Origin of the sequence: Streptomyces sp. NPDC001270 (assembly GCF_042896695.1) — a bacterium.
Lineage (GTDB): Bacteria > Actinomycetota > Actinomycetes > Streptomycetales > Streptomycetaceae > Streptomyces.
On sequence record NZ_JBIAXM010000018.1, the window covers coordinates 64,747 to 88,501 of the forward strand.

Genomic DNA, 23,755 nt, shown 5'->3' on the forward strand with positions numbered 1-23,755 from the left:
ACAAGTCAAGTATTGACAGGTACTTGATGCGTGGCTGATGATCCCAGGCATGTCACGGAATCTCCTGAGTAACTCCGTATGACTAGCGCTTCACTGTGACCAGGCACATCAATCGAATTCCCCGGCACATTCCCCCGCCCGCCGATTGACGATTTTCCCGATTACGGCACTTCGCGTGGTGCCGTCGTTCGCTGCGCCTTCGTTCCGCCCCCGGTCCCCCCGACAGGAAGGCCAGACCTTGCCGGTGCAGAACACACCCCACCACCCCGTCCGCGCAGCTGGGCCCCTCCGCGTCCGTCCAGCCTCCTTCGCCCAGCAGCGCCTGTGGTTCCTGGCCCAACTCCCCGGCGCCGGCGCCGCGTACAACGAGACCGTCGCCTTCACGCTCACCGGCCCGCTCGACCGCACCGCCCTGATGAGAGCCTTCGACGCGCTGACCGACCGGCACGAGACGCTGCGGACGCGGCTGGTGGCCGAGGCCGGCGGCATGAGTCAGCACATCGACCCTCCGGGTGCTGGGTTCGCCCTCACCTTCGAGGACTGCACCGCCGCCACCGACCCCGACGAACTGGTGGCCCGGTGCCAACGGGACGAAGCGGAGCGGCCGTTCGACCTGGCGGCCGGGCCGCTCGGGCGTGGCCGGCTGATCGCGCTGGACGCCGAACGCCATGCCCTCCTCCTGACGTTCCATCACAGTGTCTACGACGGTGTGTCGATGCACGTGATGATGAAAGAAGTCTCCCTTCTGTATACGGCGTCCCTGACCGGTCGGGCGGCGCAACTGCCGGAACTCCGGATGCAGTACGCGGATCACGCACAAGTCCAGCGCGAAGCCGTTCTCGGCGGCTCCCTCGCCGCCGAGGAGGATTACTGGAAACGCGTCCTGGGTGATGTTCCACCGGTGCTGGAACTGCCCACCCGGGGGCCCCGCCCGGCGGAACAGCGATATGCGGGCGGGCGTGTCGAATTCGCTCTGGACACCGACGACACGGCCGCGCTCCGCGATCTCGCCCGTTCTCAGGGGGCCACCCTGTTCGTCGCCGTCCTGACCGGCTGGGCCGTCCTGCTGTCCCGTCTGTCGGGGCAGGAGGACATCGTTGTCGGAAGCCCGGTCGCCGGCCGGCGCGGACCGGGCGCCGCCGGTCTCATCGGCTTCCTCGTCAACTCCCTCCCCTTGCGCATCGACCTGTCCGGCGCGCCCACCGCCGCCGAGGCGCTGGCCCGCACCCGCGCCGTCGTCCGTGCGGCCCTGGACCACCAGAACCTGCCCTTCGAGCGCATCGTCGAGCTGGTGAACCCACCGCGCAGCGCCTCCCACACCCCGCTGTTCCAGACCATGCTGGCGTGGGTACCGGACCGGAACGACCTGCTGCGTCTGCCCCAAGTGGCGGCCGTGCCGCTCCCGGTCGCCCACGCCCCCGCCAAGTTCGACCTCGCTCTGTCGGCGGCCGAGTCCGGGGGACGCGTGACCGGACACCTCGACTACGCGACCGCCCTCTTCGACGCGGCAACCGCCGAGCGCTGGGCCGGACACCTGCGCCACCTGCTCACCGACATGGCCCAGCACCCGGACCGGGACATCCGCACCCTGGAACTGATGGACCCACGGGAGCGCCTGCGACTGATCGGCGAGGGGGACGCCACACAGGACCCCGACGAGGCCGCACCGGCCGACCCGATGACGACCGCACTGCGCACGGCCACCGGAATCACCGGACTCTTCGAGGCCCGGGCCCGCGAGCACCCCGCCCGTACCGCGGTCGTCGACGACGCGCGCACGCTGGACTACGCGACCCTCGACCGACGCGCCAACCGCCTCGCCCACGCCCTCGTCGCCCGCTCCGTTCGACCCGGCGACGCGGTGGGGCTCCATGCGCGGCGGACCGGCGACCTGGTCGTCGGCATCCTGGGTATCCTCAAAGCGGGCGCCGCCTACCTCCCGCTCGACCCCGGACAACCGCCGGGACGCCTCGCCGCCATGGTCGAGGACGCCGGCTGCCCGATCGTGCTGAGCGACCACGCCACCGAGGACCGCCCCGAGGAGTGGCGTGACCTGCACGCCGTGGAGGCCGAAGGAGCGACAGGGGAGCGTCCGGCGCCCGGCATCGCCCGCACCCCGGACCAGCTCGCCTACGTGATCTTCACGTCCGGATCCACAGGACGGCCCAAGGGCGTCGCCGTGGAGCACCGCAGCGTCCTCAACCTCTTCACCGCCTGGCACCGGCGGATGGGCACCGCTCCCGGGGAGGTCGGCTCGGCCTGGTCGAGCATCGCCTTCGACGCCTCGATCCACGAACTGCTGCTGCCCCTGACCACCGGCGGCGAACTGCACATCGTGCCCGAGGAACTGCGCGGCGACCCGGACGCCGTGCTGGCCTGGATGCGCGAACACCGGGTCACCCAGGCGTTCCTGCCGCCCGCCTACGTCCGATGGATCGACGAGGACCCCGCCGTACGGCTCCGCGGCCTGACCCTGCGCAAGCTGCTGACCGGTGTCGAGTCGCTGACCGAGGCCGCACTGCACCGCATGACCGAGCACCTGCCGGGCCTGCACATCTGCTTCGGGTACGGCCCCACCGAGGCCACGCTGTACAGCACCGCCTACTACCGGCCCCGCCCGCTGGAACGCCCCTGCCCCATCGGACGGCCGCTGCCCGGCACCCGTTTCTACGTGCTCGACGCCCACCTGCAGCCCATCCCGCCCGGCGTCGTCGGCGAGGTCTACCTCGGTGGCGCGTCCCTGGCCCGCGGCTACCTGAACCACCCCGACCTCACCGAGGAACGCTTCCTGCCCGACCCGTTCGTCCCCGGCGCCCGCGTCTACCGCACCGGAGACCTCGCCCGCTGGGACGACGACGGCCAGGCCCACTACGCCGGACGCGCCGACGACCAGGTCAAACTCCGCGGCTTCCGGATCGAACCCGCAGAGATCGAGGCGGCGTTGACGCGGCTGCCGGGTGTCCACGAGGCCGTCGTCCTCGCCGACCACGACACGGCGGGCGGGCCCCGGCTGATCGCCGGCGTGGCCCGGGGGACCGCGCCGTTCCGCAGCGACTGGCGCACCGCACTCGCCCGCAGTCTGCCCGACTACATGATCCCCGCCGTGCTGCTGGACCTGGAGAGCCTGCCGCTGAACCGCAACGGCAAACTCGACCGCCCCGCCCTCCTGCGGCTCGCCCGCGCGCAGGCGTCCGACCAGGTCAACACCGCCAGCCCGCGCGACCACGTCGAACACGCCCTGTACCGGATATGGCAGCGCATCCTGCTCCATCCCGCCATCGGGGTCGGCGACAACTTCTTCGACCTCGGCGGCACGTCCCTCTCCGCCATCAAGATGGCCCACCACGTCACCGAGACCTTCGGCCGCCGGCTGCCGGTCGCCGAGGTCATGCTGCGCCCCACCATCGAGCAGCTCGCGGCGCTGCTGCGGGCGGACGCCCCCCACCGCGCGCCGGGCAGCCTCATCGAGTTCCGCCGGGGCACCGGCCCCCGGGTGATCTGCGTACACCCCGCCGGAGGCACCGCCTTCTGCTACCTGCCGCTGGCCGCGCTCCTCCCCGTGGACACCGGGCTGTACGGCATCCAGTCCCCGGGCGTGAACCCCGGCGAGGACCTGCTGCCCACCGTGGAGGCGATGGCCGCGGCCTACCTGCGCCTGCTCGAACCCCCAGGCGCGGGCCCGCTCGTACTGACCGGCCTGTCCTACGGCGGCCTCGTCGCCCACGAGATGGGACGCCTGCTGAGCCTCGCCGGCCGCGACGACGTCAGCGTCGTCTTGCTCGACACGCAGGCGACCGACGACGCCTCGGCCCGCGAAACGATCACCGCCGTCGACGCGGCCGAGTTCCGCGAGAAGCTCGTGCGGTTCAACGGGATGTACCCCGGCATCGACGACGCCCAGGTCGACCGGTACTTCCGGCTCTACAACCACAACCGGCTCACCGCCCGGGACCACCTCCCCGCCGTCTCCCCGGCCCGCCTCGTCCTCGCCCAGGCCGTGCCGGACGGCACCGACACCCCCTTCCACGCCGAGGTCCGCGACTTCTGGCGGCGGCGCGCACAGGGCGAGTTCCGGGTCGAGACGATGAGGTGCGACCACTGGGAGATCCTGGAGGGGGCCGAAGCCGCCCGGGTCGCCGCGCTGCTGGCCGCCGAACTGGCCCACCACGGCCAGGCAGCACAGCCCTACGCCGTCGCCGCGCCGGTGCGGGAGGTCTGATGGACACCCCCGCCCTCCCGGCGTCCGCCTCGCTCGCCGGGGCCGTGCTCGACCGGGCCCGCCGCACACCCACGGCCGTTGCCGTCGAGGACGGCACCCACGCCCTGGACTACGCGGAACTCGACCGGCTCAGCGGCCGGGTGGCCGCCCACCTGCGCCATCGCGGAGTGGCCCCCGGACAGGCCGTCGCCGTCTGCCTGCCGCGCTGCTGGCAACTGGTCTGCGTGATGCTCGGCGTCCGCCGCGCCGGCGCCACCGTCGTCCCCCTCGACCGGCTCAGCCCGTACGAGCGGCAACGGCACATCCTGGAGGACTCCGGAGCCGTGGCCGTGGTCCACGACGGACAGACCGCTCACCCCGGTGGACTCCACGCCGACCTGCTCCTCTCCCCGGAACCGGCAGCCGGGACGACGTCGACGGCCCACGGCACCACGAGGACGGCACCGGCGGGCGACGCCACCACCGCCGGGACCGCCTTCGTCATCTACACCTCCGGCAGCACGGGCCGCCCCAAGGGCGTGGAGGTCACCGACGCGGGCGTGCTGCGGCTGGCCCGCCCCGGCTACCTCGACCTGAGGCCGGGCAGCCGCTACGCCTGCCTGGCCAATCCGGCCTTCGACGCCCTCAACTTCGAGGTGTGGACCCCGCTGCTGACCGGCGGTGTCTGCGTCGTGCTCGACGACACACAGGCACACAGCCCGCACCGCCTCGCGGCCGTGCTGCGCGAACGCCGCGTCGACACCGTGTTCATCACCGTGGCCCTGTTCAACGCGGTCGTCGACGAGGCCCCCGACTGCTTCGCCGGCGCCACCCAGGTCCTCGTCGGCGGCGAACAGCTCGACCCGCGCGCGATACACCGCTGGTACGAGGCCAACCCCGACGCCGGCACCGTCCTGCACAACGTGTACGGGCCGACGGAGGCGACGACGTTCGCCCTGTGCCACCCCATCCCGCGTGACTTCGACGACGACTCGATCCCGATCGGCACCGCGCTGCCGGGGACCGGACTGCGGCTGCGCACCCAGGACGGCCGCACCGCGGAGCCGGGCGAACTGGCCGAACTGCTGCTCTGCGGAACAGCGCTGGCCCGCGGCTACCGCAACCTCCCCGAACAGACCGCACGCAGCTTCGTCGAGCTGCCGGACGATGACGGCACCACGCGCCGCTGGTACCGCACCGGCGACCTCGTGCGGCAGGACGCCGAAGGGCGCGTGACCTACGTCGGCCGGGCCGACCGGCAGGTCAAGGTGCGCGGCTTCCGCATCGAACCCGGCGAGGTCGAACGGCAGATCCTGACCCTGCCCGCGGTGCGCCGGGCGTACGTGTGCACCCGCCGCGACGCGGCGGACCGCCACGAACTGCTGGCCTTCCTCGTCCCCGGTGACGACCTCGCCTTCGACGCCTACGAACGCCACCTCACCACCGCCCTGCCGTCGTACATGCGCCCCCACCACACCCACCTGGTCACCGAACTCCCGCTGACCGCCAACGGAAAGGTCGACCGGGCCGCCCTCCTCCGGGCCGCCGGAACACCGTGGCGCGGCACGCGCGACGGTGCCGTGCCCGTCAACGCCGAGCAGCGGCCGGTACTGGAGATCGCCGAGCGCATCCTCGACGTCCACGGCCTGCGCCCCGACGACCGCTGGATCCCGAACGGCGGTGACTCCCTGACGGCGCTGCTGTTCCGCTTCGAGATCCACCACCGCTTCGCCGTCGACCTGCCCCAGGACCTGGTGCTGCACGCCGACTTCGCCGCCCTCGCGGACGCGGTGCACACATCCGGCCCCCGCACGGGCGAGCACCCGCCGGTGCCGCCGGCCTCGCACGACCCGGTCGCACCGGCCACCGGCGAGCAGGAACGCCTCTGGCTCCTGCACGTACGAGACCCGGAAGACCGCTCCTACGACGTGCCGCTCGCCTTCCGGATCAAGGGCAGCGTCGACACCGAAGCACTCCACCGCGCGGCGCGCTCGCTGGTGGAGCGGCACCCCGCCCTCCGTACCCGACTGGTCCCCGCCGCGGAAGGACTGCTCCAGCACGTCGAAGGGCCCTACGATCCCTGGCAGCCGCTCGATCGCCGACCGGGGGAGCGGTGGCAGGACACCGCCGACCGCTTCTTCGCCCACCGCTTCGACCTCACCGAACCCCGGATGCTCCGCGCCGCCTGGACGGAGCGGGCCGACGGCGGCCTCCTGCTGCTCCACCTGCACCACGCCGCCGTGGACGGCTGGTCCCTCAACCTGCTCTTCCACGACCTCAGCGAGGCGTACACCGGCGCGGCCCACCGTCCGGCACCGGCCACCACACTCCTCGACTTCGCGCGCTGGCAACGCGACTGGCACACGAGCGACGCCTACGCACGCCGCCGCACCCGCCTGCTCGCCCACTACGACGGCGAGGCCCCGCCGTCACCCGCCCTGCCCGCCCCCGCCCGAACGGACCGACCGCGGGCGAGGCTGCTGCGCACCTCCCTCGACCTGGTCCGCCGCGCCGCCCTGGACCGGCGTGCCGCCGAAGCCGGCCTGACGAGGTTCCAGCTCCTGGTGTCCGCGTTCACCGCGAGCCTGTACGGAGTGACGGGACAGCCCCGCCCGCTGGTCGCCACCCCGGTGGCGCACCGCCCCCGTCCCGAATTCGCCGACGCCGTCGGCATGTTCGCCAACACCGTGCTGCTGGACCTGACCGCCCGACCCCATGACATCCTGAGCACCCAGCTCGCCGAACACGCCGGTACCGTGCGCGCCGTCCTGGACGGGCAGGAGGTCGCCCTCGCCGACGTCCTCACCGACCGGGCGTTCCGCGACCGCACCCCGCTCTTCGACTACCTGTTCGTGCTGGAGAACACCGAGTTCTCCCGACTGCGTCTGGAAGGCTGTGAGACGCAGCCACGCCCGCTGGAGCCGACGGGCGCCAAGTGCGCCCTCACCCTGTCGGTGGTCGAGCACGACTCCGGCCTCGACTGCCTGTGGGAGTACCGCGACGACATCGGCGCCGAGCGCGCCGCCGCCGCGGCCCGGATCTTCCGCGACGCCCTCGACCACCTGACCGCCGGCACCCGGATCACCCTGCGCGAACTGGTCGCACCCCACCGCCGCTCCCTCGCCGGCCCGGGCACCGGCCGCGGCACCGAGCGGGAGCCGGACTTCACCACCGTGGCCGACGGGTTCGCCCGCCAGGTCAGCCGCACCCCCGAGGCCCCCGCCGTCACCCTCGACGGGACCACCCTCACGTACGCCGACCTCGACGCGCAGGCCGACGAGGCCGCGTTCGCCCTGAGCGCCTTCCGCCCGGCCGATCCCACCGCACCGGCGACCGTCGCCCTCTACCTCCAGCCCTCCGTCGAACACGTAGTCGCGCTGCTGGCGGCGGCCCGGCTCAACCTGACCGTCGTCCCCCTCGACCCCGCCTATCCGCCGCCGCTGCTGCGACACGTACTCGACCAGGCCCAACCGCTGTGCGTCGTGGTCGCCCCCGAGGACATCGCCGTCCTCGACGCCATCGCACCGCCCCACCTGCCACGGCACACCGTCACCCTCACCGACTCGCCCCGAGCCGGCCGCGTATCCCACCGGCACCAGGGGCCGCGTCCGCTGTACACCCTGTTCACCTCCGGCTCCACCGGCGTCCCGAAGGGCGTCCAGGTCCCCGACCGGACCCTGTGCAACCTGCTGACCTGGCAGCGGACCGAGGGTGCACTGAACGGACCCGCCGTCACCCAGCAGTTCTCCATGCTGTCCTTCGACGTCTCCTTCCAGGAGATCCTGACCACGCTGTGCTCCGGCGGCGAGCTGCGCCTGGTGAAACCGGCCTGGCGGCAGGACGTTCCGGCCCTGCTCGAACAGTTGGAGAGCGGGGCGGTGGAACGGATCTTCCTGCCGTACGTGGCCCTGCAACTCCTCGCCGAACACGGCGTACGCCTGGGGCGGTTCCCGTCCAGGCTCCGCGACGTCGTGACCGCGGGCGAGCAACTGGTGTGCACCGACGCCGTCCGCCGCTGGTTCGCGGGACTTCCGGATGCCCGGCTGTTCAACCACTACGGCCCGACCGAGACCCATGTCGTCAGCGGCCTGTGCCTCGAAGGCAACCCAGCCGACTGGCCGGCCCGTCCCGCGATCGGACGCCCGGTGACGGGCGCCGTCCTGCGCGTGGTCGACGAGACCGGCCTCCCTGTCCCGCCCGGCGTCACCGGCGAACTGCTCATCGGCGGCCCCATGGCCGGACGCTGCTACCTCGGCGACGACGACGTACACCGGGACCGGTTCGTGGAGGACCCCGACCTCGGCACCTGCTACCGCACCGGCGACCGGGCCCACTTCGACCGGCAGGGCCTGCTGCACTACGCGGGCCGTGACGACGACCAGGTCAAACTCGGCGGTCACCGGCTGGAGCTGGGACAGGTCGAGGCCGCACTGCTCCAGTATCCCGGGGTGACGGGTGCCGTCGCCGCCGTGCAGGACGGCAGGCTGCTGGCCGTCCTCCAGTGCCACGGCGCGGACCCCGACCCGACCGGCCTCGCCGCACACCTCGCCGGCCTGCTCCCGGCCTACGTACGCGTCGCCCGCTGCCGCCTGCTCACGGACCTGCCGCGCACACCGAGCGGCAAACTGGACCGCCGGGCGGCACTCACCGCACCGGGCCGGGAACTGCTGCCCGCCCCTGCGACGTCCGACACCTTGTCGCCCCTCGAACGACGTCTGACCGGCCTGTTCGAGACGGCGACCGGCAAAGTGGTCGGGGTGGACCAGCGGTTCTTCGACGCCGGGGCCACCAGCCTGGACCTCATGCGCTTCCATCTGAGATGCGCGGGAGAGGGCGACCTCCCCTTCTCCGTCCCCGACCTGTTCGAGCACGTCAGCCTGCGCGCGCTGGCCCGAGCCGTCTCGGACGGTCCCGCAGCCGACGAATCGGCCGGTGATACCGCCGCTGGTACAGCCGGTGACACAACTGGTGAGACGGCCGCGGGACGACCGGAAGAGGCGGTGGCCGTCGAGGGCCAGGCCGCCTCTGGTGAACCTGTCACCGTCGACCGACGTGCCGCCTCCGACGCACGTGCCGCCGCCGATGAACCCGTCGCCGTCGTCGGGATGGCCGTGCGCCTGCCCGGCGCGGCCGACCTGGCCGCCTTCTGGGACCTGGTCACCACCGGCCGCCGAGGCATCGAGCACTTCCCGACGACCGACGGCCGGATCGGCGCCCGCAGCCAGTTGGCGGGCCCCCTCGCCTTCGACCCGGGCCGATTCACGATCAGCCCGCACGAAGCCCGGTACATGGATCCACAGCAGCGCCACCTGCTGATGAACTGCGTCGAGGCACTCGCCCACGCCGGCCTCGGCGACCCGACCGCCCAGCGGGTGGGAATCGTCGCCTCCTGCGGCGAGAACACCTACTTCCAGCGCATGCTGCGCGAGGGCGACCAGGACGCACTGCCCGACACCTTCCGCCTCGGTCAGCACCACGAGAAGGACTTCCTCGCGACCAAGGCCGCCTACCGGCTCGGGCTCACCGGTCCGGCGCTGACGGTGCAGACCGCTTGCTCCAGTTCCCTCGTCGGCGTGCACCTCGCCGCCGGGATGCTGCGGCAGGGCGACGCCGACGTGATGCTCGTCGGCGGAGTCCTCATCGACACCGAACTGACCGACGGCTACACCTACCTGCCCCAGCACATCTTCTCGCCGGACGGACACTGCCGGCCCTTCAGCGCGGACGCGGAGGGCACCGTCGGAGCCAGCGGCACCGCCGTCGTCGTCCTCAAACCGCTCGCAGCCGCCCGCCGGGACGGCGACACCGTGTACGCCGTCGTCACGGGGTCCGGCATCACCAACGACGGCTCGGACAAACTCGGTTACAGCGCGCCGGCCCTCGCGGGACAACGCGCCGCCATCCGCGCCGCCCTGACCCGCAGCGGTCGTCGTGGCGCCGACCTCGGATACATCGAGGCACACGGCACCGGAACCCGGCTCGGTGACCCCGTGGAGGCCGCCGCGCTGCGCCAGGCTTACGGACTGGCGGACGACGCGCGCGTGCCCCTGTCGTCCGTGAAGAGCCAGATCGGACACCTCGGGGCCGCGGCCGGTGTGGTCGGCCTGGTGCGGGCCGTGCTCGCCGTGCACCACGGGGTCATTCCGCCCACGGCCGACTTCGACCGGCTCAACCCGGAGATCGACGACGGCCCGTTCCGCATACCGGTCACGGCCGAGCCCTGGCCGACGGCCGTTCCCAGGGTGGCCGCCGTGAGCTCCTTCGGAATCGGCGGGACCAACGCCCATGTGCTGCTGGAGCAGCCGCAGTACAGCCCGGCCCCGCGCGTGCCGGAGACGGTGCCGTGCCTCACGCTGTCGGGCTGTTCCGTATCCGCCGTACGCGCCGACGGCCGTCGTATCGCCGACTACCTGGACGCGCACCCCGACACCTATCCGCGGGTGCTGCGTCACCTCCAGGCCGGCCGGCCCGCGCTCGGACACCGTGCGGCGGCGGTCTGCCCGGACGCCGCCTCCGCCGTCGAGTGGCTGCGCGCCCTCACGCCGACCGCACCACCACCGTCCCGGACCCGGCTGCCCGCCGACGTCCTCGACCCGCACACCCTCGCCGAGGCATGGACGGCCGGACACACCCTCGTATGGCCCGCGGGTCCGGCCCCCGCACCCTGGGACTTCCCGCCGCCCGCCTTCGAGACGGCCGAGTTCGACTTCCCGCGCCCACCCGGCCCGCCACAGACCCCGGCACCGGCGGGCGCGCCGGCCGAGGCCGAGCGGGCGGCCCGACTGCCCGCGGCCCAGTGGCTGCACCAGCCGCTGTGGTCGCGACTGCGCCGCGCCCGCGCCGACGGCCACGAAACCCGGCGTACCGCCGTGGTGGTCACGGCCCCCGATGCGGACGGCGAGTCGTGGCGCCGCCTGGAGCAGTACTACGGCCGGGTCGTGACCGTCCGCGCCGGCGGTTCCTTCACCCGTCTCGACGAGGACCGCTACGCGGCCGACCCCGCCGATCCCGAGCACCTCGCCGCCCTGTTCGCCCGCGTCACGGGCCCCACCGCGCCCGCCGTCGACTGGCTCCACGCGCTGCCGCTCGCTCTGAACGGCGGCCTGCGCACGTCCGACCTGGAAACGGCCCAGTGGGCCTGCCTCGACACGGTGGCCGCCCTCGCCCTGGCGCTGGCCGGCCTCCCGGACGAGCAACGGCCGCGCGCATGGCTGCTGTCCCATCAGGCGCAACCCGTCACCGGTGCCGTCCGCGTCCCTGAGGCGGGCCTGCTCGCCGCGGCCCTCGAAGTCCCCCGGCAGGAACTGGGCGTGCTCCTGCACTGGGCCGACCTGCCCGGCCCCCGTCCGGCCGACTGGGCGGCCCAACTGTCCGACCTGCTCCTGGACACCGCCCTCTCGGCGACGGCGGGTGCGGCGGCGACACGGGCAGCGGCAGGGACAGAAGCAGGGAGCGCGGCAGGGACAACGGTAGGGACAGCCACGGCGACGGCCGGCACGGCGTCCACTGCCCTGGCCACGGCCACGGCCATGGCGCTGCGCGACGGCTTCTGGTGGCACCGCGCCATCCAGCCCGTCCCCGCGCCGCAAGCCGTTGCGGCCGCCGTTCGTCCCGCCGGCCCGGGCACCCACCTCGTACTCGGCGGCACCGGCGGCATCGGCAGCACCCTGGCCGCTCACCTGCTGGACCACCCCGGCAACCGTGTGGTCCTGGTCGCGCGCGGTACCGACGTCCCGGCCGTACTCCGGGCGTTCACCGACCGCGTCACCCTGGTCCCCGCCGACCTCGCCACCGAGGAACCGGAGAAGGTCGCCGACCGGATCGCCCCGTATCTCGGCGGTCTCGTCGGCATCGTCCACGCCGCCGGAACCGCCGCGGGCGGGCTCCTCAGCCGGCGTGAGCCCGCGGCCGCCCGCCGCGCCACGGCGGCCCGGCTGCGCGGCGCCCTGCTCGTCGAACTGCTCATCGCCGAGCACGCTCCCGCCTACGCGCTCTCCTGCTCGTCGATGGCCGCCAGATTCGGCGGAGTCGGCCAGTTCGACTACGCGGCGGCGAACGCCTGCCTGGACGCCTACGCCCACTACGCGTCCCGGGCCGGCGACGCCACCGCGCGGATGAGCATCGGCTGGGACGCATGGCAGGGCGTCGGTATGGCAGCGAACACGTTGCGCGCCGACGCCCGCCACCAGGCACACCTGAAGGTCGCGCTCACGCCCGAGGAGGGCGCGGCGGTGTTCGAGCGGGCACTGCACCTGCAACTGCCGCACCTGATGGTCAACACCACGGACCTGGCCGCGGCACGGATCTTCTACGAACCACTGCCCGACGAGCACACGGCCGCCGAGGTCGCCGCCCCCGCCACCGATCCGACCGCCGAACTCACCGGCATCCTCCTCGATCTGCTCGGCGTGGACACCATCGCTCCGCAGACCGCGCTGTACGACCTGGGCGCCGACTCGCTGACCCTCCTGGAACTCCTCGACGAGGTGAAGCGGCGCCTCGGCACCGACATCGAACTGTCGCGCCTCAGCCACCGGGTGAGTCTCGCCGAGATCCTCGGCCATCTCGATACCGGTTCCCGGCCACCGGAGGCCGTGGACGTCGAGGTGGAGGTGGTCGTGGAGGTGGAGGTGGAGGTGTGGCAGCCCGGCATCGGCCGGGACGTGCTGTGCCTGGTGCACCCGGTCGGCGGAGACATCCAGGCGTATCGCCCCCTGGTGGCGGCCCTGCCCGACGACCTGACGGTCTGCCTGATCGCCGACCCGGCGTTGCGCGACCCCGCGCCGCTCTCCTGGTCGATCACCGACCGCGCAGCACGCTACCTGGCCGCCGTGCGGGACGCGTTTCCGGGCCCCGACCGCCGGTTGCGGCTCGTCGGCTGGTCGTTCGGGGCCTGGACCGCGCTGTCCATGGCGGCGCTCGCCGAGTCCGGGAACCGTCCGGTGGGCGCCCTGTACCTGCTCGACCCGCCCCCGCCCCACGCGGGCCGACGTTTCGCCACCTACGACGAGGAGCAGGTGGACGCCGTCTTCGCCCGCGAGTTGAGCGGCGGCGGCGCGGGGCGCCTGACCGAGCCGGGCCGCGCCTACGCCGAACGCCTCGCGCGCTGCTGCCGTGCCAACCTCGCCGCCATGGCCGAGCACCGGCTGCCCCGCCTCGACGCCACACCGACCACCGTGTGGCACGCCGAACGCCCCGCCGAAGGGCTCCTCGCGCCGGAACCGGCCGCACCGGACGACTGGGACGACCATCTGCCCCGCCCGCTGCGCGTCCACCATGTCGACGCCGACCACTACGAACTCGTGGCGCAGCCGCACGTCCGGGACATCGCCGCCGCCCTCGCGGCGGCCCCGCCCGACGACGCCCGGCCGGACCCCGTCGGACGGCCCTGAGGAGGCGCCCACCGTCTGCCGGGGGACTCGCACGCCGGCCGCGTCGGACGAGTCACCCGGGCCGACCCGCCCTTCGTGGGCGGCTTCCGCCAGGCCGACGGCTCGATCCACGGCAACCTCGCCCGCGGCCGCCTCGTCGTCTCCGAACTCCTCGACCACGGTCTGTGATTCCGCTTCGCCCACTCGATCCCCAGGAGGTCCCTCATGGAGGACTACGCACTGCGGGCCGTCGAACGGCTCACCACCCGCCCCGCCGAGCCCTACGAGACCATCACCGTCACCCCCGTCACGCCGCTGCTGGGCGCCGAGGTCACCGGCCTCGACCTGGCGCAGGAGCTGACGCCCCAGCAGGAGAAGGAACTCAAGCACGCCTTCCGCACCCACCATGTCCTGGTCTTCCGTGACCAGGACATCACGCCCGAGGAACACAAGCGGTTCGCCGGCGTCTTCGGCGCGCTGCACCCCGTCGCCCTCGCGTCCGAGGGTTCCGACCCGCACATCCTGGAGATCAAGGCGAACAAGGAGTCCCGGGCCGTCGCGGGCAACGGCTGGCACGCCGACGGCACCGCCGACACCGAGCCGTCGCTCGGCTCGATGCTGTACATCACGACGATCCCCGAGGGCGGCAGCGGCGGTGACACCCTCTTCGCCAACATGCACCTCGCCTACGAACTGCTCTCACCCGCCCTGCGCGGCTTCCTGGAAGGTCTGACCGCCCTCCACGACGGAGCCCTGCCGTGGACCGCCGCCGGGCAGACCCCGCCCCTCGAGTACGACGTGCCGCGCACCGTGCACCCCGTGGTCGTCCGGCATCCGGAGAACGGCCGCAAGCTGCTGTTCGTCAACGCCCCCTACACGTCGCACATCACCGAGCTGTCCCGGGCCGAGAGCGACGCCCTGCTGGAACTGCTGTACGCGCACATAGCCCGGACCGCGCTGCTGCACTGCCGGGTCCGCTGGCAGGAACGCACCCTCGTGTTCTGGGACAACCGCAGCGTCCAGCACCACGCCGTGTGGGACTACTTCCCACACACCCGGGAGGGGCGTCGGGTGGCGATCGACGGTACGAGCCTGCACGCCTGACCGGGGTCCCGTCACGGCGGACGCCCCGACCGACGCGAAGGAGCCCCGTGACGATGCCCGCCGGCCCGGAGGCGTTCCTCCGTCCGAGCAGCGACGCCAACGCCCGGGCCTTCGCCGAAGTGCCCACCGAAGCGCACCCCGGGTCCCGCGGGGTGACGGCGGCGGTGCCCTCGGCGGTGGAATCGTTGCGGAGTGCCGGGCGGCGCCGCCCGGCACGCGAAGAACCCACGTGGGCTGTCGACACGGTGACCTGCACGGGGGATGCCAAGGCCAGCGCGAAAACCAGGGTGCGCTCAGCCAGTAGGCCCTGGCAGGATCAAAGGATGCCGATCACCGACGTTTCGCCCGGAGTGGCCATCGCCTACGAGAGCTTTGGCGATCCCCGTGACCCCCCTGTGCTGCTCGTGATGGGTTTTGGTGCCCAGATGATCGCCTGGCACGAGGACTTCTGCCGTGCGCTGGCGGATCGTGGGCGCTACGTGGTCCGATACGACAACCGGGACAGCGGCCTGTCCACCAGGTTCGACGAGCACCCCGTCGACATCGGGCAGTTCATCAACGCTGTGAGCTCGGGAGACATCCCTTCCGCCCTCGCGATGGCCCCCTACCGGTTGCAGGACATGGCCGACGACGGCCTCGGCCTGCTCGCCGCGCTCGGCATCGAGCGGGCCCACGTGGTCGGAGCGTCGATGGGCGGAATGATCGCCCAGACGATGGCCATCACCCACCCGGAGCGCGTGCTGACGCTGACGTCGATGATGTCCTCGACCGGCGAAAGTGAATACGGCCGGTCCAGCCCCGAGGCCCAGGCGGTGCTGTTCAGCCCGAAGCCGTCGGACCGCGAGGCGTACATCGCGGCGGCGGATCGGGAACTGGTGTGGGCGTCCCGGCGCTACGGCGACCCGGCGGTCCTTCGGGAACTGGCTGCCAGCAGCTACGACCGCGCCCACTACCCCGCCGGGGTCGGACGTCAGCTCGCCGCGATGATCCTCAGCGGCTCACGCGCGGACGCGCTCCGGGAACTTCGGGTGCCGACGCTCGTGATCCATGGCCTGGACGACACGCTGATCGACCCCAGCGGTGGGCACCGCACGGCGGATCTGGTGCCCGGAGCCGAGCTCTTGCTGATCCCCGACATGGGCCACGACCGCCCCCGCGAACTCTGGTCCGAGATCATCGATGCCGTGGAGACTCACACCAGCTGAGCACGTGGCGGGTGGCAGGTGGCAAGTGGCACGTACGGCGCCAGGCGCGGCGAGCGCCGGGCACTCGGCGACGCCGGCGTGGAGAACACCGTAATCCGCCCGGCTCGTCGCGTCATCGACCTGTGGGTGGTGTCCTGGGCCGTTCAGGTGCGGCTGGGCCCAGGACCGGCCGCGGCCAGGAGAGACGATCCCGGTCCCCCGTCAGACCCCATCCGCCCACCAGTCACTCCTGTCAAGGCTTTTAGCCGTGTCACACCCCTTGACGTACCGATAAACAGGGACGAAGAATTGCCGCCGTCCGATTGACAACGTTGTCTTAAGTGTTCAGAGAGGCGCCGAGAGTGCTCCAAGGATCTCCGCAGATCAACCGCCGCCGCTTCGTCCAACTCCTCGGTGCCTCCACCGCCCTGGCGACGCTTCCCGTCGCAGCCGGCAGCGGTACTGCCCGTGCCCAAGGGAACTCCCCCACGGAGCGGGACGCGGTGGCGGAGACCTACTATCGCGTCCTGCTGAACCACACCCACTGGTCAGAGACACAATGGGACTCGGCTCGCGGCTACTACACGGACAAGGACTTCGGCTTCGCCGTCGTGCTGGGCAACGCCGTGCTGCTCACCCGGGGAAGCTACGACAGCGACCGAGCGGGGACGGACGAAGAGACGCTCAAAGCCCGGACCGTAGCCACGATCCAGCACTTCGCCGCCTCCAACCGCCTCACCGGTGGTACCCAATGGGGCCGGACCCTGTTCTTCGACACTACCTTCCAGTTGTACTTCGTACTCGCTGCCCGGCTGCTGTGGGACGACCTCGACGAGGCCACCAGGACCAACGTCGACACCATCGCCCGCGAACAGGCCGCCTACACCACGAACCTGGGCACGAGCGACGATCCGAACTCCGGTAGCTGGAGCCCGCACGGTCTGCTCGGCGGCTATCAGGGAGACACCAAGCTGGAGGAGATGGGTGTCTACGCGCAGTCCCTGGCCCCCGGACTCGCCTGGGCCACGGACGATCCGCGGCACACCGACTGGGACAAGGCGTTCGGTGCCTGGTCGCGCAACGAAACCGGACTGCCGCAGGCAGACCGGGCGAACCCGGCCGTCGTCGACGGCGTTCGCGTCTGCGACAACACCGCCCGCAACCTGTACGACACCTTCATCGTCGAGAACCACGGGTCGTTCGCGCCGCACTACCAAGAGGAACTGTGGCGCACCTCAGGCCGGAACGCCGCCCACTTCATCACCGCGGGCCGGGCGTTGCCGCAGGTGCTGACCGATCAGCCGAACGCCGACGCGCTGTGGCGCACCCTCCTCGGCGTGATGAGCGACGCCGGCGAGCCGCTGATGCCCATGGTCAACGACCGTGAGCATCTCTACGGCCGTGACGTGATCCCGCTCGCCTTCCTCGCCCAGGTCGTCGGCGATCGGGCGGCGGCACGAGCGGAGATGGCCCTGGCGGAAAGGCTGGAGGCGTACCAGAAGTACCCCCCGGAGTACCGGCTGGCGAAGTTCTCCGGCGAGCCGAAGTACGAGCCGGAAGCCCGTGCCGAACTGGCCATCAGCTATCTCCTGCACGTGTGGGCCGCGGGCCAGGGCCGTACGGTCCGTCCCCTGTCCCAGGACGAACTGTTCCGCCAGGCGTCGGGAGTGACCGACTTCGGCACCGGGCCGGGCCTCGTGTCGCACCAGTCGGCAGCTGCCTGGGCGGGTGCTGTCACCAAACCGGATTTCGTGAAGTTCGCCTGGCAACCGGCCCACGACAACTGGCTGTTCAAACTCGGCGGGGCCACGCCCATGTTCCTTCCCACCGCCGCGGCGCAGGTGACGAACCGCGAGGCGCGCACGTACACCAAGCGCCGCGACGGGTTCGACGGCAGCGCCACGATGCTGGGGGCGGCGTCAGGGTACGCGGGCTTCACCACCCTGCCCACCGGCGCCGTCGTCTACGCGACGACCGGCATAGCCGCAGGCGAAGGGCATCTGGAGCTTTACAACCTCACCATGCCGGGCGTGGCGGGCCTGACGGGGTCGCGGACCTATCGATTCGCGGAGGGCAGCGCCACCGTGGCCGCCCAGGACACCCAGGCGTCTGCCGCCGCGCCCCGCGTGGACGAAGTGACCTTCTCCCGCACCGCCGTCCGGCACCTGCGCATGCTCGGCGTCCGGCCCGACCCGGCGTACGGCTATTCGCTCTACGCCTTCGAAGCGCGTGACGGAGGAGACGGCGCCGACCTCGCTCAGGGCGGGACGGCCACCGCCTCCTCCTACGACCCCGGCAAGGAGCCGGCCCTGGCCGTCGACGGGAACGCCACGACACGGTGGGCGGTGTCGCGGGCGGACCGCCCCCGGGCGGACAGTTGGCTCGCCGTCGATCTCGGGGCCACGCACACGGTGGACCGCGTCACCCTGCGCTGGGAGGCGGCCGCAGGCCGTGCCTACACGGTGCAGGGCTCGACGGACGGGCAGCAGTGGAGCGACCTCCTCTCCTGGCCCGTACCCGATGTCTCCAGCCGGGGTGGCTGGCTCGACGTCGACGGCCGTGCGGGACTGCTGGTGCGGGGCTCGAAGCAGCCGCTCACGGTGTACGACGACACCATCGTCCTCGCCGACGGCCCCGCCGCACCTCTCCTGGTCGAAGGACTCCCCGGCGCGTCGGCCGACATCCTGCGCGAACGCGCCCGCGCCGAAGTCCCGCAGGCTGACAGTAGCTCCGTCGGCACCGCTCTCACCGACGACCACCTGAGCCTGTTCAACCTGTCCGGTCAGCAGGTCACGACCCGCGTCGACATTCCGCAGCCTGCCTCCCGCCTGGTTCTGTTCGAGGGCCGGCAGACGGTGACCGCCTCCGGCAGCGCCTACGACGCCGAACTGGACGCCGCCACCGCACGCCTGCTGTCCCCGCGGCTGACGCTGAGCCCGGTGTCCGGTGGGCGGCTGCCCGTCGGTCTCCAGGCGGAGGTCGTCGACGGCGCCACCGTGCGGCTCACCGGTCCGGCCTGCCGCATCCGGGTGACCGGCCAGGGCCAGACCGAGCTTGTGGCGATCCGCGGGGGACGTACGACGACTGTCACCTTGAGCCGGGCTGTGGCCTACCCCCTGGACGACCTGGCGCTGGGACGCACCGTCTTCCCGACCAACCCCCTCCCGCCCGGCATGTCGGCTCCCGCAGCGGCCGTGGACGGCGATCCGGCGACGGCGTGGACGCCCGGACCCGACGGCCGCCTGGTCGTCGACCTTGGTGCGCAGTTCCGCGTCCGCGACCTGCGCACGGAGTGGACCGGTGGCCGGGTGCCCGGCCTCCGGGCGGAATTCAGCAGCGACGGCCTCGCCTACACACCGGCAGGCGAGCTGACCGGTCACGGCCGCGCTCGCGGGCTCACCACAGATGCCACCGCACGTTACGTGGCTCTGTCGACCGACGCGGGCGGCAGGAACGACGCCGGGCTCGTCAGCTTCTCGGTGCGTTGACGGCCTGCGGTCCGTTAAGGGGCCCCGGCCGTCCGGCCGGGGCCCGGCCCAATGATTACGTTGCGCAATTCTATAAACGCCCTGGGTGTTTGAGCGGAAGGAGAAGGTCGCGCTTCGGATCCCCTATGACTCGTCGATGGATCATCGGGGCGGATCGGATAGAGAGTCATTTGGGATAAACTTATTGAGTATGGCGTCATCGGGACATATAGCAAGGGACGGCCCTGGCGGTCCGGATGTCCACCGCGCTCCAGTAGGTGACCTGGACGAGGCAGCCGTGCTCGTGGACCCATGCGCGATCATCGTGTTCGCCACATCGACCGCTGGAGCCCTGCTGGGGTACGAGGTGGAAGAACTGTGTGGCCAGTCCTTCCGTTCGGTGCTGGCTGACCCCGAACGGGAGGAGGCACTGCTCGCCACCGGGGGGAATGCGCGAGTGCGGGCGAAGTCGGGCAAGCTCCTGGGCGTATCGATCCGGGTTTCGAGCCTGGTCTCAGCCGAGCCGGGACGGGCGATGACGCTCCTCGTGTTCTCGTCGGACGTGAATGAGAAGACCGGCGTCACAGGTGAGTTCGGCGGCCGTGCGGGTGACCGTATCGATCTGCTTCACAGGATCATGGGCAGCCTCGGAAACTCACTTGAAGTGGAGCAGATGTGCGATGCGCTCGTCAGCGCGCTGGTTCCCGATTTCGCGGACTGGGCTGCCGTCGATCTCGCCCAGGCAGTGTTCAGCGGGGATCCTCTGCCTACTCTGGAGGGACCCTGGCCCTCTCACGGCCGGATGGGCGCGGTGCGTACCGCACGGGGCCTCCGCGTTGATCTGAGGGCGCGGGACCGGGCCATCTCCCGCACTCCTGAATTCTGGCGAAGTCGGCAAGTGCGTATGAACAGAGCTTTTTTGACGCCGGATCTGACTGCGCTGACTCGGGGTGCGACGGAAGAGGCCGAGTTTCTGCGAACTGTTCTGCCGAAAGAGGCACGCTCCGAGATCGTGGCTCCGTTGTTCACCAACGACGGGCTGATGGGTGTGTTGAGCGTGGCGCGTCGGGCCGGCGCGCAACCTTTCGACGAGGAGGACCTGAAGCTCGTCCAGGAAATCCTGCCCAAGGCATCACTGAACCTGAATAATGCCTGGAGGTACGCGCGCGAATACCGCACGGCAGTCAGTCTCCAGAGAAGTCTGCTGCCGCGGACCTTTGCCACGATCACGTCGGCGGAGATAGGGGGAACTTACGTCGCGGCCGGCGCCGGACGTGGTGTCAGCGGTGACTGGTACGACGTCATTCCGCTGTCGTCGTTCCGGACCGCGTTCGTTGTCGGTGACGTGGTGGGGCACGGCCTGGGCGCGACGGCACTGATGGGGCGCCTGCGGACCGCGGTGCAGAGCTTCGCCGATCTGGACCTGGATCCCCAGGAACTGCTCTCGCGGCTCGACGATCTGGTAGGGCGCATGTCTGCTGAGCGCGAGTCCGTCGGTGGCCGAGCCGACGACGGGGTCACCGGGACCACGTGTCTCTACGCTGTCTATGATCCGGTCAGCCGCCACTGTCTGATGGCCAGCGCGGGGCATCCGGCACCGGCCGTGGTCCGTCCGGACGGTACCGTCCAGTTCATCGACCTGGATCCGGGTCCGCCGCTGGGCGTCTGTAGCGCGCCCTTCGAAATGACGGACGTCGAGCTGGCTGCCGGCAGCGTGCTCGCTCTCTACACCGACGGCTTGCTGCGGGAACACGAACAGGGGTCAGAGGGCGTCAACGTGTTGCGGCGTCAGCTCGCGCAGGTGGTCTCCGTGGCGGGCGTCGGCCTGCAAGAAGCAAGCCGCGACATCGTTGCGGCGATGCTGCCCACCATCCCGGAGGACGACGCGGCACTGCTCCTCGCACGTACAAGGGAACTACCCGCGACCGACATGGTCCACAGGGATCTGGCGGCCGACGAATCGGTCGTGGCGGAGGCAAGAAACCTGGTCGTCGGCCAACTGGCGGCGTGGGGATTGGAGGATCTCGCGTTCACCGCGGAGATCGTGGCTAGTGAACTGGTCACCAACGCCATCCGCCACGCCGACGGGCCCATCGCCATGCGTCTGCTCCACGACGGCATCGTCATCTGCGAAGTCACTGACGCCAGCAACACTCAACCCCGGATGCGTCGTGCACGTTCGACGGAGGAGAACGGCCGTGGCCTGTACATCGTCGCTCAGCTGGCGCGACGCTGGGGCTGTCGCTACGGCCGCAGGGGCAAGACCATCTGGGCGGAACTCACCTGACCCTCATCGTGACGTGCCGCGGACCATGTGCCAGGGGGCGGGCCAGGCCGATGCCTCGTCGGCGCGGTGCGAGGGTGCAGAGGTGCACGGGAACAGAACCCGGCTGGCGGCGGCGGCCAGGGCGACGTCCTGTGGCCCCGTCCGCCGAGCTACTCGGGCCCGCGCAGGAGAGTGAGCAGATCATCGACCACCGCCTCGGGCTTGGCCCGTCCATCGAGCGAAAGGTGACCGGAGATCGCCAGCTCAGCTGCGCCTTGCACAGCAGCCCGGAGTACCGCTGTCAGCTTCTCCGGCTCGGCCCCTGCCGGAAGGGCTCCAGCCTCCTGCGCCTCGGCGACGAGCCCGATGAGGGCAAGTTCCGCTTCCTGCGCGGCGTGGACCAGTTCGGCCGCCACGTCCGTCGGCCACCTGCCGTAGATCAACCGGAAACGGTTCGGATGGGCTACGGCCCTGGCGATGGCCCAGTGCAGGCTGTCCCGCAACCGCTCAGCTGCGGGCTGGTCGCGGTCGCCGTGGAACGATGCCGCCTTCCGGCGAAGCTCCCGGGCGGCCACCGCGGCCAGGAGCGCTTCTTTACTGGCGAAGTGCTTGTACGGAGCGTTGTGTGAAACGCCTGCGCGACCGCCGACCTCGCGCAGCGTGACCGCCTCGATGCCGCCGTCGTCCAGCAACGCCTGGGCAGCATCGAGCAACCGTTCTCGGGTGGGCCGGGACATGGCAGCAGCATAGCGATGAGGTTGACAGTGACAACCCATCCACCTAGGGTTGACGTTGTCAACCTGGCCCGATTCCTCGGCGCTCCCGCTCGCCGGGTGCTCGCCGCCCCCTCCACGACGCCGCCAAGCGAAGCCTCCGACTATCAAAGAATTGAGGACGAAGTGGCCGCAAAAGGAGATTTTGACAGCATTCTTAATTCGCTCGTCCGTAGGATGAGCGCGATGCACTCCCTGTGGCTCGAAGCGTCCAACGACATGGATGCGACGAAGACGAACCACGTGGAGCGCGACGGCGTCCTGCCCATCGCGTTCTCCCTGTTCCATCAGGCCAACCTTCAGGACATCACCCTGGTCAGGCTGGGTGGCCCGCAGCCCGTCTGGAATGAGGAGTGGGCGGATCGCATCCGACTCGGCGTTCCGGACCACGGCAAAGATCGGTCTGTGGACGAGATGATGCAGCAGCGCATCGGGAACTACGAAGCCTTCTGCGAGTACCAGCGCACGGTGTTCGACACGACGGAGACCTGGCTGCGCTCCCTGGAACCGGAATCGCTCGGCGAGCTGGTTCTGAGCCGACCGCTCCCCGAACTCTTCGCGCGCACCTTCAGTGCCCGCGTCGCCGACAGCGATGGGCTCACCCGCTGGGACGCGATTGAGTGCTGGCTGTTCCAGCACGGCATCCGTCACATGGGTGAACTCGAACATGCGCGAGCCTTGGTGGGACTCGGCGGAATGACCTTCTAGCCTCGCGCTTTCACGGTCCGGACGCCGGCCGCCGAACCCGACGGCGGCATACGCGACGGCGCCTGGGTCGCCGGACTCGCATCCGCGCCGCCCGTACCACCGGCCTGCGCAACCCCCCTCCACGACGCCGCGTAGAACCAGCTCTGGCTGGCGACCGTCCAGATCGCGCTGGACCTGCCGGCCTGGGTGCTCCTGCTCGTCCTGACCGGCAAGGCCCGTCTGTGGGAGCCCCGCTGCCTGCGGATTCGGCTGTTCTCCACTGCGACCCAGCTCGTCACCACCGACTGCTGCCTCCGCCTCGCGAAGCACTGGCCCTGGACCGATGTGATCACCGGCGCCATGGACTGGACCGGCTCCGCGTCCTCCCGAATCCCGGCTGACCGGCACCTTCCCATCCCTGCGGACAGAACCACCCCGATCGGAGCCGTGGAGCCCGGCGCACATCCGACGCGACAGCCGGGCAGCCGACCTGCCCGCCATCAGACACTGACGCGAAACGGCCTGCCAACTCCGTCGGCATACCGTGACGGCAGATCGAGGTGAGAGCCTGCGGCTTTCCGGCAGTCGGTGCACCTCGTCGGTCTCGGTGCGCCCTGCTGTGCGCCGCCTCCTCACGGAGAACGACCGGTCATCTCCCTCGGCCGCGTGAACTCGAACCGCACCTTCGTCAAGCCCTCGGAGAGG

The 23,755-nt window shown here is 71.3% G+C and carries 8 protein-coding genes and 1 pseudogene; 8 read left to right on the forward strand and 1 reads right to left on the reverse strand.

The window, feature by feature from the left end; genetic code table 11:
- Positions 1 to 238 precede the first annotated feature (238 nt).
- The 6 genes from ACFY2B_RS28015 (at position 239) to ACFY2B_RS28040 (ending at position 21,611) form a co-directional block, all read left to right on the forward strand.
- A complete protein-coding gene (locus ACFY2B_RS28015; RefSeq protein WP_390765836.1) occupies positions 239 to 4,219 on the forward strand; it encodes an amino acid adenylation domain-containing protein in 3,981 nt (1,326 codons plus the stop codon).
- Complete coding sequence (locus ACFY2B_RS28020; RefSeq protein ID WP_390765837.1) at positions 4,219 to 13,590, forward strand: amino acid adenylation domain-containing protein; 9,372 nt, start codon at positions 4,219 to 4,221, stop codon at positions 13,588 to 13,590. The genes ACFY2B_RS28015 and ACFY2B_RS28020 overlap by 1 nt, the downstream gene beginning before the upstream one ends.
- Positions 13,591 to 13,794: 204 nt before the next feature.
- Positions 13,795 to 14,673: a TauD/TfdA dioxygenase family protein gene (locus ACFY2B_RS28025; protein ID WP_390765838.1), complete on the forward strand. Its 879-nt coding sequence runs from the start codon at positions 13,795 to 13,797 to the stop codon at positions 14,671 to 14,673.
- A 323-nt stretch (positions 14,674 to 14,996) separates the two neighbouring features.
- The gene (locus ACFY2B_RS28030) at positions 14,997 to 15,878 is read left to right on the forward strand and encodes an alpha/beta fold hydrolase (RefSeq protein ID WP_390765936.1); all 882 of its coding nucleotides are present in this window, start codon (positions 14,997 to 14,999) and stop codon (positions 15,876 to 15,878) included.
- Between the two features lie 341 nt (positions 15,879 to 16,219).
- Positions 16,220 to 19,345 carry a discoidin domain-containing protein gene (locus ACFY2B_RS28035; protein WP_390765839.1) on the forward strand — a complete coding sequence of 1,042 codons (3,126 nt, stop codon included), beginning with the start codon at positions 16,220 to 16,222 and terminating at the stop codon, positions 19,343 to 19,345.
- A 277-nt stretch (positions 19,346 to 19,622) separates the two neighbouring features.
- Positions 19,623 to 21,611 carry a SpoIIE family protein phosphatase gene (locus ACFY2B_RS28040; protein WP_390765840.1) on the forward strand — a complete coding sequence of 663 codons (1,989 nt, stop codon included), beginning with the start codon at positions 19,623 to 19,625 and terminating at the stop codon, positions 21,609 to 21,611.
- A gap of 149 nt (positions 21,612 to 21,760) precedes the next feature.
- Here ACFY2B_RS28040 and ACFY2B_RS28045 read toward each other — a convergent pair whose 3' ends face one another.
- The gene (locus ACFY2B_RS28045) at positions 21,761 to 22,327 is read right to left on the reverse strand and encodes a TetR/AcrR family transcriptional regulator (RefSeq protein WP_390765841.1); all 567 of its coding nucleotides are present in this window, start codon (positions 22,325 to 22,327) and stop codon (positions 21,761 to 21,763) included.
- Positions 22,328 to 22,423: 96 nt separating this feature from the next.
- Between ACFY2B_RS28045 and ACFY2B_RS28050 the strand changes: the two genes are divergently transcribed.
- Together ACFY2B_RS28050 and ACFY2B_RS28055 are read left to right on the forward strand one after the other, a co-directional pair.
- Positions 22,424 to 23,071 carry a hypothetical protein gene (locus tag ACFY2B_RS28050; RefSeq protein ID WP_390765842.1) on the forward strand — a complete coding sequence of 216 codons (648 nt, stop codon included), beginning with the start codon at positions 22,424 to 22,426 and terminating at the stop codon, positions 23,069 to 23,071.
- Between the two features lie 26 nt (positions 23,072 to 23,097).
- Positions 23,098 to 23,451, forward strand: a pseudogene (locus tag ACFY2B_RS28055) (transposase); the annotation flags it as partial.
- Between the last annotated feature and the right edge of the window lie 304 nt (positions 23,452 to 23,755).

Coding starts and splice junctions, on each gene's coding strand:
- ACFY2B_RS28020 (WP_390765837.1), top strand. CDS start 4,219: ATGGACACCCCCGCCCTCCCGGCGTCCGCCTCGCTCGCCGGGGCCGTG.
- ACFY2B_RS28025 (WP_390765838.1), top strand. CDS start 13,795: ATGGAGGACTACGCACTGCGGGCCGTCGAACGGCTCACCACCCGCCCC.
- ACFY2B_RS28030 (WP_390765936.1), top strand. CDS start 14,997: ATGCCGATCACCGACGTTTCGCCCGGAGTGGCCATCGCCTACGAGAGC.
- ACFY2B_RS28045 (WP_390765841.1), bottom strand. CDS start 22,327: ATGTCCCGGCCCACCCGAGAACGGTTGCTCGATGCTGCCCAGGCGTTG.